Source organism: Pantoea sp. GD03673 (genome assembly GCF_029844725.1).
In the GTDB taxonomy this organism is placed as follows: Bacteria; Pseudomonadota; Gammaproteobacteria; order Enterobacterales; family Enterobacteriaceae; genus Pantoea.
This window is the reverse complement of sequence record NZ_JAOCKJ010000011.1, coordinates 54,462-65,788: the sequence shown is the minus strand read 5'-3', so window position 1 is coordinate 65,788 and position 11,327 is coordinate 54,462. Positions and strand designations below refer to the sequence as shown.

The following is an 11,327-nucleotide window of genomic DNA, read 5'->3' as shown; positions in this document are numbered from 1 at the left end:
CCGGATTGTCAGTTGCTACTCAGTACCTGCTGATAAAGCGAGGTCAGCGCCTGCGCCAGCTGTTGAGGACCATAAGGCTCAATTTTACGCCGCGCCGCATCACCCATTCGTGAATCGACAGAAAGTGCCGGTATGGCATTTATAGCCTGATTTAACCCGTTGATATCCAACGCATCACAGACGAAGCCTTCCTGACCTGCAGTAATAAATTCCGCACCACCGCAACCGGTGCTGGTAATCACCGGTAAGCCGCAGGCCATCGCCTCCAGCACCACATTCGGGAACGGATCGTAGAGCGTGGGCAGCAACAGGCCGTCAGCCGCATGATAGAACGGCTGCACATTCTGCTGCACGCCGACAAAGCGCAGGCGGTCCAGGCAGTTAAGCTGGTTTGCCAGCTGCTGGTAACGCTGCAGCTGTTTATCCTGACCCACCACAATCAGATAACGATCGCTGGCAGCCAGCGCCTGTATCGCGGCTTTCAGCCCTTTACGCTCAAAGCCGGAGCCGACATAAATCAGGACGGTCGCGGCGTCGGGCAGCGCCAGCTGCTGACGGGTAGCGCGACGTGCCGCTTCCGTAGCGGGCTGGAAACGGGTGGCGTCGATAGCGTTATGAATAACGTGGATTTTTGCGGCGTCGAGCGAGAAACAGCGCAGGATGTCGCGCTTTACCATCTCTGAATTACAGATCACCGCTTTCAGCGACGGCGAGTTAAACATCTCCGCTTCTGCCTGCAGAACATAGCGATGATAAGGGCTGACGGCAGCACTCAGTCGTTGCCAGGATGAAACGATACGGGCACGCTGTTCCAGCCAGACGCGATGAACGCCATCACCCGCACGGAAAATGTCACAACCCGCGATGCGCTCATGGCTTTGTACAATATCGAACTTTTCGCGTTCCCAGCAGGCGCGTGCTGCGCGGGCAAAACCGCGCTCACGGGAGACCCGACCCAGCTTTGCAGGATTACAGATATGCAGATGCCAGTCCGGATTAGGCGTGCCCTGCCAGCTGCGGGTAATGATGTTGAGATCGAGCTGTTCGCTGCCCAGTGCTTCCAGTGCGCGTGAGATAAAACGCTCGGCACCGCCATCCGGACGATATTTCTGCCGGACAATCGCCAGCCGTAACTTACTCATTCAGGTAGCTCCTCGCTGCCGCAACCACATCTTTTACCGGAATGGCCGAGAGATAACGCTGGTCAGTTTTGGTGTCGATGGAATCGGGTGAGGGCAGAGGGCCATAATCACCGGCCCAGATGACATGATTATTATCGCCCCAGGGTCGCCAGTGCTGCAGCTTGGTCGGACCAAACAGCGCAATACAGGGGGTTTCAAGCGCAGCTGCCATGTGCATCGGCGCTGAGTCGACACCAATAAACAACCGGGCATGATCGATAAGCGCTGCCAGCTGGGGCAACGTGAACTGACCCGCCAGCGAAACCACATCAGGCGACGCACAGAGCGCACGAATGCGGTTAATCATCGCCAGCTCCTGCTTGTCCGGCCCGGCGGTCAGCACCACTTTGCGGCCCGGTTGCGCCAGCTGATCAAGTGTGGCCGCAACGCTCTCTTCTTCCCAGCATTTAAAGCCCCAGCGCGAAGTCGGCTGCACCACGATATAGGGCGCGGTGATATGATATTCCGCCAGGCGGGCCAGCACGATTTGCTGGTCAGCGTCGCTGTAGTGCATTGAGACGCGTGCGCCATCGCTGCTGATGCCAAGGGGAGCCAGCGCAGACATATTCTGCTCAACGGTATGTAGTTTGCTGTGATTAAGTGTGGGAACCAGCCGGTTGTGACACCAGCGCCACAGGACGTTATCGCGTTTTTTAAACGCGAAACCGATACGAACGGGGGCCCCAGACAACCGCGTAATCAGCGCTGCACGCCACTGATCCGCCAGGTTAATCACCAGATCATAATGCGCGTCACGTACGGCGCGAATAAGTGCACGCTCATGGCCCAGCTTGCGCCAGCTACCCTCCTGCTTCCATTTACGATCGATGACGTGCAAGTGACGAATAGCCGGATGTGCTTCCAGCATCGGACGCGTTTCCTGATAAAGCAATACGTCGATGCTGGCCTGCGGATAACGCTGACGAAGCGCATTGATGGCGGGCGTTGTGAGCAGCATGTCACCATGATGGCGCAGCTTAATCAGTAATATATTTTTTGGCGAGATGTTTGCTGGAGTCAGGCTGGCCATAAACAAGAGTTCTCAGAATTCAGTGAACCGATTGTAGGGCAAACCCTTTTTAGGATAAAGCCAGCCTCAAAGGTTATTTATCACGCCACCGATAGAGCCGCGCCAGCCATAACAGCAACTGATACCACTGCTTTATTCCCCTGGCATTCCGTAGCATGCGCAGGTGTGTCCGGGTCGTAAACAGATCGGCAATGATCGCCTGCCGTGCGCGGGCATCAGGCTCACGCCTTACACTGTGACAAACGCTCAGCGCTTCATGAGTCACCTGATAGTGAAACGACGGATAGATTTTCACGCGGTCACGATAGCGGGTATTGAGCTCTTCCAGCAGCCGCGCAATCTTCAGGTAATGTCGTTGATATTCAACATTGCGCTCGCCGGTACGTTTGCGATTGCTGATTGAGGCGTCGTGCATATAGTAGCGATAGAGCACTGCTTCGGTATACCGCACGCGTTTTGCCAGCAGCATAAACTCGGTGGTCCACGGTATATCCTGATGATGCAGGCCCGGTTCAAACTGCAACTGATGCTGTTCAATCAGCGCCCGGCGATAGATGCCCAGCCAGACCACATGCATATAACGATGGGTCTTCAGCGCGGTATTGAGCCAGTCGGCACCGCTCAGTACCGGTGTACTGCGCAGGCGATCCAGCGGAATCAGCGGTTTTACCCGCTGACTGTGTTTGAAAAACCACTCGGCGTTGCACTGTGCCGCATCCAGATTGTCCGCTTCGGCCATTGTCACCAGCGTCTGATACATCCCGGGCTGCATGGTGTCATCCGCATCCGGGAACGTGACATATTTCCCGCGGGCTATCGCCAGCCCGGCATTACGTGCCCGCGACACGCCGCCGTTTTCCTGATGAATCACGCGAATGTGAGAATGTTGCTGTGCATACTGGTCGGCGCGCGCGCCTGAGCCGTCGGTTGAACCGTCATCGACAATGATGATCTCCAGCGAGGTCAGCGTCTGCCCCAGCAGTGACTGCATGAACTCATCAAACATGCTGCCCGCGTTGAACATCGGCGTAATGATACTCAGCAAAGGAGAAGTACTCATGACAATATCTGCACCAGCGTTGAATTCACTGCGAAAGGGCGTTGCCTCGTCATAAATCATTTCCGAATCAGCAGAATGGAATCAGGGAGTTCATGATTATAAGACGGTGTAGCTTTCATGTTTTACTAAAAACCACGCCCACCCCGCATAATGCGTTATATGCGCTTTTTTTACGCAACGCAGGCGTACAGGTAAACAGATTATTGTGCCTGCTTTCTGTCAGCGTGGTTTTTATGAAAATGATGCTAAAAAGCAGGCAGGATAGTTAACGGGGAAAGCGGGCACTGAAATAACGGTGCCCGCATCAATCTGAAAGCCTGACAGCGTTACCGATCACGCTGATTAAAAAACTTAAGCCTGACGTACTGCATTATCCAGCTCATGCTTTCAGCATACTTTTTCTGATGCCACTTTATGCGGGCGAAGCGCTTCATCTCTTTATAATGTCTCGGGGTATCAAGCGGTTGTGAAGCCCAGGGTGAGCGCTGGTAATAGCTGTAGTAAAGCTGGGAAAGATCGCTGCCAGCCCAGGCATGCCAGGGTTTGCATTTACCGGTGTAGTGAATCATCACGGTATCCGCTGGCACGGCAGAGTGGTCCCAGACATTATTGGCGATAATATCGTAAATCTGATTATAGCGATCGGGCAGAATCAGGATCTCATCCTCCAGCACGATATTCAGCGCATCCTGATCGGGAAAACCAAACTCTGCACCCCGCGTCACCAGCACGTCGGTAATACGTGCGGTGGTCTGTCCGGCGAGCCAGCGTGGAATATTGATCAGCATAAAGCCTGAGTTGAAATATTGATGATGCTTCAGCTCCAGTTTCGCGCACTGGTTCTGCCGCGCACGCGGTGTGTCGTTACAGGCCGCCAGCGTGTAATTCGTGATATCCAGAGTGAACAGGGGCGAGTAGTCGCCTACCACAAGCGTGTCAGCATCAATATAGATCACCCGATCGCTGTAGCTCGCCACGGTTTCAGGGATCAGGAAGCGGTAGTGGATGCTTTTAGGATAGCGGCCAACGGCAGGCAACTGGTCAACCCAGGCACTGTTAAAAATATGCAGCGTGATCGCCAGACGGTGGCCTGTGGCCAGCGAGCGCAGTTTTTCCACATCCTCATCACGCAGCGAGTCTGAGAAAATATGGGCGTGGAAAGCGGTATCAGGATGATGGCGGAGAAGTGAAAACAGCGTAATGCCCAGACCACGCGCGTAGGCGTAATTAATGCCAAACGCAACGTGAACCGGCTTGTCATCGGTTTCAACAAGCGTGTTAACCAGCAGCAGACTTTGCTGAACGGCATCAGCATTAGGAGTAATTGCCATTACGCTTCACTATTCCAGATTATGAGTAATAAACGTTTGTATTCTAGTCAGTTTATCCTGATCCAGCCCGAATAATTTTTCAGCGGGCTGATCAAACTTAAAACGGGTGGCAAAAACGAATGTCGACGCAGCAATATTATCCGGGCCGATAAACAAAACGTTATTGACCGGGCGCTGCTCCCTGATTTCACACGGCCCGTAAAGCATGATCACCGGTATCTGTTGGGCATCCGCAATATAGGCATTACCAGAGTCAGAAGAGATATAGAAATCCATCTGCGCAATGGCCCACGGAACCTCTTCCAGCTTTAGCTCACCAATCAGACTGACGATATTTGCTTTGGGGCCGGTCAGGCTCAGTAATTCATCCAGCCAGGGCTGCTCGGCCGGGGGACCAAAGACATAAAAGGTGCAGGGCAGCTCAGCCAGCGACGCCATCAGCTGCTGCCAGATGCTGGCAGGAATGGTTTTTGCCCGATTCCCGGCAGAAATACTGATGCCTATTTTAATCCCGCTGCGCGGATTTAGCAGCGCGGCGGGCGGCGCAGGCGGCTGCCAAAGCGGTGAAGTGGCGTGCTTAGGGAAATCGGTATAGCGGTAGTCGCGGTTAATCAGCTTCAGGTAGCTGTCGAGTGTTAAATCCGTTTTGGTGTGGTCGACAATGCCACTGGCGCTGCGATAGAAGGTTGCATGGTAGGACTTACGCACATAGGTGCGCAGAAACTGTTTGTTCGGCGCATTGCACAGCGCCGCAAAAAAGAGATTAACGCTGTTTGGCTGCACCAGATAGACGTTGTCATAACGGTTCATCAGGGTGAACGCGAGCTTCAGCTTGGCAAAAAAGCTGCGTTTTGCCTCTTCAATCAGGAAGTAGCGGCTGACGGTGTCATCGTGACGCGCCAGCGGCTCCACCGCCTTGCTGATCAGCAGTTCAGACTGACCCAGTGCGCGCAGCATCGGGGTAATATTGATGAAATCACCAATCTTCGCCGTCTGAATGATTAAGCTGCGGCCGGTGGGCCGGTAAAACAGCCGCATTATCGCCCGTAAAGGCACCAGCAGCAGATAGATCAGCACATAGTTCATGGCGTATTTTCCGTAATAACAGCCTGCAGTTTTTCGGCCACCGTGTCAGCAGTCAGCTCCGCCAGTTTGTGATTGGGGGCGCTCAGAGCCTGTTGGTTCTGTCCGTAGCCGCCAATCAGGCCGGGATCTGTCGGGCCATACAGCGTCAGGTTGGGGCGATCCAGTGCCGCCGTCAGATGGCTTAACCCGGTATCTACCGAGACCACCGCTCGTGCGCCTGCCAGTTGCCGGGCTATCGCTTCCAGCGTCAGCTTAGGCAGCACCTCGACATGTTCAAAACCTTCAGCCAGGCGCAAGGCGCGTTGATGCTCATGTTCAGCACCCCAGGGCAATTTCACCCGCAGCCCGCTGGGCTGCACCTGCTCAATCAGCTGACGCCAGTGTGATTCCGGCCAGTGCTTGTTGTCACGCGTCGTGGCATGCAGAAAGACCAGATAATGGTGTGCGTCAGCGGGCAGATGATGCAGGAAGTGTCCGGCAATCGCGTAGTCACCCTGACGTTGCGGTTTTTCATAGCCCAGGCTTTTGGCGAACAGTTCGCGTGTCCGCTCAACCGCATGTTGTCGTTTGCTGACTTCATGGCGAACGTCATACCACCAGCTGGCAAACGGCTCACGCGCACTGCGGCTGTCCTGTCCATGCTTTATGCCTTTCGACAAGCGGGTGACCAGCGCGGCACTTTTGATCAGCCCCTGCGCATCAATCACGACATCGTACTCACGTGACTGTAACGCGCGCTTAAACAGCACGCGCTCTTCACGCTGCTGGCTGCCAAACCAGTGTTTGCGCCAGCGGCGGATTGCGACGGGCAATACCTTGTCTACCGCAGGATGCCAGCCAGGGATCTGCGCAAAATTTTCTTCCACTACCCAGTCGAAACGGATACCGGGGATGGCATGCATTGCATCAGTCAGTGCCGGCAGTGAATGCAGCACATCGCCCATGGAAGAGGTTTTAACAATCAGGACGTGCATGACACCTCCTGTGGCGCAAGCAGTTCGCTCAGCGTCTGATAAACGCGTTCAGGCTGGATATCGATCAGGCTCTGGTGATAGCCCTGATCGGCATCGCCCTTGCGCACTTTGTGATAGCCGGTAATCAGGCGAATGATACGCGCCTGTTTTGCGAGGGGAGGTGTAAAGTCAGGGCTGCTCGGCCCATAGAGCGCCACCAGCGGACGGTCCAGCGCCGCAGCGATATGCATCAGCCCGGAGTCGTTGCTGACCACGGCGCGGCATTGCGCCAGCAGAATCACGGCCTGTTCCAGCTGGGTTTCACCGGCCAGATTACGACAGTGGCCGCGTGCTTCTTCTGGCAGGGCAGCGATAATCTCTTCGCCGGTGGGGCGATCTTTGGCGGAGCCAAACAGCACGATCTGGAAGCCGTCAGCAATCAACTGGCGGGCCAGCGTGGCGTAATGATAATGCGGCCAGCGTTTGGCCGGGCCAAATTCAGCGCCCGGACAAAAACCGATGATCGGACGGGTCGCCGCGAGCTGGAACTGTGCTGCCGTTTCAATTTTTTCCTGCTCATCAACCTGCAGTTTTGGCCACAACAGCGGCTGGGGTAACTGTGCCGCCGAGGCAACTGGCGTGTCATAGCCCAGCGCAACGTAGCGCTCAACCATCAGCGGAAAGGCTGCTTTATCCAGCACCCGCAAGTCATTCAGCAGGCCATAGCGCATTTCACCGCGCCAGCCGACGCGGCGTTTTATTCCGGCGAAGAAGGGGACCAGTGCCGACTTAAAGGAGTTAGGCAGCACATAGGCACGGTCGTAATGACTGGCGCGCAGCATTTTGCCCAACCGGCGACGCTCACCGATTTCCAGTGCGCCATGTCCGAGCGGCATCGCCAGCGCCTGATTCACCTCCGGCATGCGTGACAGCAACGGACGACACCACGCTGGTGCCATCACATCAATCACTGCATCCGGATGTTCGGCCTTGAGTGTGCGATAGAGACTTTGCGACATCATCATATCGCCGACCCACGACGGGCCGATTACCAGAATTTTCATCGCCGGAGCAGCTTCCTTTATGCGTTACGGTTCAGCCAGACCATATATTCAGCGACGCCCTGCGCCACCGTTTTAAATGGCTTGTCGTAACCGGCAGCACGCAATTTAGTGAGATCGGCCTGGGTATAGGCCTGATAGCGTCCTTTAAGTTTTTCCGGGAACGGGATGTACTCGATCTGACCTTTCTGGTGGAACTTCAGCACCGCATCAGCCACTTCCTGGAAAGATTCGGCGCGGCCTGTACCACAGTTGTAAATTCCCGAGACGCCATTTTCCCAGCACCACAGGTTCACTTCTGCCACATCATCCACGTGGATAAAGTCGCGTTTAAAGCCATCGCTGCCTTCAAACAGTTTTGGATTTTCATCATTGCTGATCTGCGTGTTCAGGTGGAAGGCAACGCTTGCCATGCTGCCTTTGTGGCCTTCACGCGGTCCATAGACATTGAAATAACGGAAGCCGCACACGGGCGAGTTCGCTTCCGGCAGCATCTGACGGACGTAGTGGTCAAACAGCATCTTGGAGTAGCCATAGACATTCAGTGGCTGCTCATACTGGCGCTCTTCAATAAAATTCTCGTTGCGTCCGCCGTAGGTGGCTGCGGAAGAGGCGTAGAGGAACGGGATCTCACGCTCAAGACAGAAATGCAGCAGCTCTTTGGAGTACTGATAGTTGTTTTCCATCATGTACTTGCCATCCCACTCGGTGGTGGAAGAGCAGGCGCCCTGATGGAAGACCGCTTCGATCGGGCCTAAATCATCGCCCGCGATCACGCTCATCAGGAACTCTTCTTTGTCCATGTAATCGACGATATCCAGGTCGACTAAATTGGCAAACTTGGTGCCATCCTTCAGATTATCCACCACCAGAATGTCGGTGTGACCGCGATCGTTCAGCGCTTTGACGATGTTGCTGCCAATCATTCCTGCGCCGCCAGTTACGATAATCATGTTGTTACCTTCAACGTTGTGGGGTGAAACAGGAGGTTTCACACACGAATACCTCACATCATAACATTTCAGCAGGGTGCAGACAGCCAGATGACTCTGTAACGCGTTGTGCTTACATCTTCGTGGCGTGAACTATGCTGCAAAAATAACATTCTGTTGGGCGATTTATCGTGAAGAAGCGGCCTGTTCAGTAAGATATGCCAGATTTTTGCCATCTGAGGAGAGCAATGATGCCTGCGCAATTTTATCAGCAACTTCGTCAGCAACTTGATGATGCACGTCAGGAAGGATTGTTTAAACAGGAGCGGATCATTACCTCTGCCCAGCAGACGGCGATCGCGGTTGGCAGCAATTCAGCCGTGATTAACTTCTGCGCCAATAACTACTTAGGTTTAGCGAACCATCCGGCGCTGATTCAGGCGGCGAAAGAGGGGATGGATTCACATGGCTTCGGCATGGCATCGGTACGCTTTATCTGCGGCACGCAGGACAACCACAAGCAGCTGGAAAAGCGGCTGGCAGCGTTTCTCGGCATGGAGGATGCCATCCTCTACTCCTCCTGTTTCGACGCCAACGGCGGTCTGTTTGAAACCTTGCTCGATGCGCAGGATGCCGTTATTTCGGATGCGCTGAACCACGCCTCCATCATCGATGGCGTCCGGCTCTGTAAAGCGCAGCGTTATCGCTACGCCAATAACGACATGGCGCAACTGCGCGCCTGTTTACAGGAAGCGCGCGATAAAGGTGCCCGTCATATTCTGATCGCCACTGATGGCGTTTTCTCAATGGATGGGGTGATTGCGAATCTGCCTGCCATCTGCGATCTGGCCGATGAGTTCTCCGCGCTGGTTATGGTGGATGATTCCCATGCGGTGGGCTTTGTCGGCAATGCCGGGCGCGGCACCCATGAATATTGTGACGTTATGGGCCGGGTCGACATCATTACCGGCACGCTGGGTAAAGCGCTGGGTGGCGCATCCGGCGGCTACACCGCAGCAAAAGCGGAAGTGGTGGAGTGGCTGCGTCAGCGTTCCCGTCCCTATCTCTTCTCCAACTCGCTGGCCCCGGCCATTGTTGCCGCCTCGCTGCGGGTGCTGGATCTGCTCAGTGAAGGTGACGGACTGCGTCAGCGTCTTCGGGATAACGCCCGTTACTTCCGGGAGCAGATGACGGCGGCGGGCTTTACCCTGGCCGGTGCCGATCACGCCATTATCCCGGTGATGCTGGGTGAAGCCCGCATCGCTCAGGAGTTTGCCCGGCTGCTGCAACAGGAAGGCATCTATGTGACCGGCTTCTTCTATCCGGTGGTGCCAAAAGGTCAGGCACGCATCCGCACCCAACTCTCTGCGGCGCACACCCAGGAACAGCTGGAACGTGCGGTAGCGGCCTTTACCCGCATTGGCAAACAACTGGGCGTCATCGCCTGAGGAGTCCGTCATGAAAGCACTCGCTAAACTGAAGAGAGAAGCGGGCATCTGGATGGTGAAGGATGCGCCGGTTCCAGAGCCTGGCCACAACGATTTGCTGATTAAGATTCGTAAAACCGCCATCTGCGGCACCGATGTCCACATCTTCAACTGGGATGACTGGTCGCGCAAAACCATTCCGGTACCGATGATCGTCGGTCACGAGTACGTGGGGGAAGTGGTGGCGATGGGACAGGAAGTAAAAGGCTTTAAGATTGGGGATCGGGTGTCGGGCGAAGGGCATATCACCTGCGGACATTGCCGCAACTGCCGTGCCGGTCGCACCCATTTATGCCGTAACACAAAGGGCGTAGGCGTCAACCGGCAGGGCTGCTTCGCGGAGTATCTGGTCATCCCCGCCTTCAATGCGTTCAAAATTCCCGACAACATTTCCGATGAGCTGGCGGCAATCTTTGATCCGTTCGGCAACGCTGTGCATACCGCGCTCTCATTCGACCTGGTCGGTGAGGATGTGCTGATCTCCGGCGCGGGTCCTATTGGCATTATGGCCGCTGCGGTCTGTCGCCACGTCGGCGCGCGCAACGTGGTAATTACGGACATCAATGAATACCGGCTGGCACTGGCGCGGAAAATGGGCGTAACGCGTGCGGTCAACGTAGCGAATGAAGATCTGCGCGAAGTGATGCATTCGCTGGGCATGACGGAAGGGTTTGATGTCGGGCTGGAGATGTCCGGCGCGCCCCCGGCTTTTCGTTCGCTGCTGGAGGTGATGAATCACGGTGGACGGATTGCGCTGCTGGGCATCCCGCCGGGTGAAATGGCGATCGACTGGAATCAGGTGATCTTCAAGGGGCTGTTTATCAAGGGGATTTATGGCCGCGAAATGTTCGAAACCTGGTACAAAATGGCAGCGCTGATTCAGTCCGGTCTCGATTTAACGCCGGTGATTACCCATCGCTTTAGCATTGACGATTTCCAGCAGGGATTTGATGAGATGCGATCAGGGCGCTCGGGAAAAGTGATACTGAGCTGGGATTAACACAACGGCCGCCGGGGCGGCCAGATATTTTTGCCACGCAGACAGCGGATTGATCGGCAGGCGGCTGCCGTTTATTACCTTCCAGATATCATTAAACAGCGTGAGCCACAGCAGCGAAATGCGCTGCCAGACTTCGCGTGTGGCCGCCAGGTAAGCGCTCTTAACGTGGTCCACCTGATAAGGCCGGATGCTGTGCGGATTGTAGC

General features: G+C 55.2%; 10 protein-coding genes. 2 read left to right on the top strand and 8 right to left on the bottom strand.

The features are described 5' to 3' along the window. Window positions 1-8 precede the first annotated feature (8 nt). The 8 genes from N5J69_RS19210 to rfaD all read right to left on the bottom strand — a co-directional run bounded on the left by N5J69_RS19210 (window position 9) and on the right by rfaD (window position 8,655). The gene (locus tag N5J69_RS19210; RefSeq protein ID WP_279772224.1) at window positions 9-1,142 is read right to left on the bottom strand and encodes a glycosyltransferase family 4 protein; all 1,134 of its coding nucleotides are present in this window, start codon (window positions 1,140-1,142) and stop codon (window positions 9-11) included. Further along, window positions 1,135-2,211 (bottom strand): putative lipopolysaccharide heptosyltransferase III, encoded by a 1,077-nt coding sequence (gene rfaQ / locus N5J69_RS19205; protein ID WP_279772223.1) that lies wholly within the window; start codon window positions 2,209-2,211, stop codon window positions 1,135-1,137. The genes N5J69_RS19210 and rfaQ overlap by 8 nt, the downstream gene beginning before the upstream one ends. 73 nt (window positions 2,212-2,284) lie before the next feature. Continuing rightward, window positions 2,285-3,271, bottom strand: a complete 987-nt coding sequence (locus N5J69_RS19200) for a glycosyltransferase (protein WP_279772222.1) — start codon at window positions 3,269-3,271, stop codon at window positions 2,285-2,287. A gap of 326 nt (window positions 3,272-3,597) precedes the next feature. After that, the gene (locus N5J69_RS19195) at window positions 3,598-4,602 is read right to left on the bottom strand and encodes a glycosyltransferase (RefSeq protein WP_279772221.1); all 1,005 of its coding nucleotides are present in this window, start codon (window positions 4,600-4,602) and stop codon (window positions 3,598-3,600) included. Window positions 4,603-4,611: 9 nt separating this feature from the next. Further along, complete coding sequence (locus tag N5J69_RS19190) at window positions 4,612-5,688, bottom strand: glycosyltransferase family 9 protein (protein ID WP_279772220.1); 1,077 nt, start codon at window positions 5,686-5,688, stop codon at window positions 4,612-4,614. Beyond that, complete coding sequence (gene rfaC, locus N5J69_RS19185; protein ID WP_279772219.1) at window positions 5,685-6,662, bottom strand: lipopolysaccharide heptosyltransferase RfaC; 978 nt, start codon at window positions 6,660-6,662, stop codon at window positions 5,685-5,687. The genes N5J69_RS19190 and rfaC overlap by 4 nt, the downstream gene beginning before the upstream one ends. Then, window positions 6,650-7,705 (bottom strand): ADP-heptose--LPS heptosyltransferase RfaF, encoded by a 1,056-nt coding sequence (rfaF, locus tag N5J69_RS19180; protein ID WP_279772218.1) that lies wholly within the window; start codon window positions 7,703-7,705, stop codon window positions 6,650-6,652. The genes rfaC and rfaF overlap by 13 nt, the downstream gene beginning before the upstream one ends. Before the next feature lie 17 nt (window positions 7,706-7,722). Further along, window positions 7,723-8,655 carry an ADP-glyceromanno-heptose 6-epimerase gene (gene rfaD, locus N5J69_RS19175; RefSeq protein WP_033734492.1) on the bottom strand — a complete coding sequence of 311 codons (933 nt, stop codon included), beginning with the start codon at window positions 8,653-8,655 and terminating at the stop codon, window positions 7,723-7,725. A gap of 230 nt (window positions 8,656-8,885) precedes the next feature. On the opposite strand from rfaD, the gene N5J69_RS19170 reads away from it, so the two are divergent. Both N5J69_RS19170 and tdh read left to right on the top strand, forming a co-directional pair. Next, complete coding sequence (locus tag N5J69_RS19170; RefSeq protein WP_279772216.1) at window positions 8,886-10,082, top strand: glycine C-acetyltransferase; 1,197 nt, start codon at window positions 8,886-8,888, stop codon at window positions 10,080-10,082. 10 nt (window positions 10,083-10,092) lie between these two features. Further along, window positions 10,093-11,121 (top strand): L-threonine 3-dehydrogenase, encoded by a 1,029-nt coding sequence (gene tdh, locus N5J69_RS19165; protein ID WP_279772215.1) that lies wholly within the window; start codon window positions 10,093-10,095, stop codon window positions 11,119-11,121. Window positions 11,122-11,327 lie beyond the last annotated feature (206 nt).

Bases quoted from the DNA above. Each gene is read 5' to 3' on its own strand.
- N5J69_RS19210 (WP_279772224.1), bottom strand. From the start codon at position 1,142: ATGAGTAAGTTACGGCTGGCGATTGTCCGGCAGAAATATCGTCCGGAT.
- rfaQ (WP_279772223.1), bottom strand. From the start codon at position 2,211: ATGGCCAGCCTGACTCCAGCAAACATCTCGCCAAAAAATATATTACTG.
- N5J69_RS19200 (WP_279772222.1), bottom strand. From the start codon at position 3,271: ATGAGTACTTCTCCTTTGCTGAGTATCATTACGCCGATGTTCAACGCG.
- N5J69_RS19195 (WP_279772221.1), bottom strand. From the start codon at position 4,602: ATGGCAATTACTCCTAATGCTGATGCCGTTCAGCAAAGTCTGCTGCTG.
- N5J69_RS19190 (WP_279772220.1), bottom strand. From the start codon at position 5,688: ATGAACTATGTGCTGATCTATCTGCTGCTGGTGCCTTTACGGGCGATA.
- rfaC (WP_279772219.1), bottom strand. From the start codon at position 6,662: ATGCACGTCCTGATTGTTAAAACCTCTTCCATGGGCGATGTGCTGCAT.
- rfaF (WP_279772218.1), bottom strand. From the start codon at position 7,705: ATGAAAATTCTGGTAATCGGCCCGTCGTGGGTCGGCGATATGATGATG.
- rfaD (WP_033734492.1), bottom strand. From the start codon at position 8,655: ATGATTATCGTAACTGGCGGCGCAGGAATGATTGGCAGCAACATCGTC.
- N5J69_RS19170 (WP_279772216.1), top strand. From the start codon at position 8,886: ATGCCTGCGCAATTTTATCAGCAACTTCGTCAGCAACTTGATGATGCA.
- tdh (WP_279772215.1), top strand. From the start codon at position 10,093: ATGAAAGCACTCGCTAAACTGAAGAGAGAAGCGGGCATCTGGATGGTG.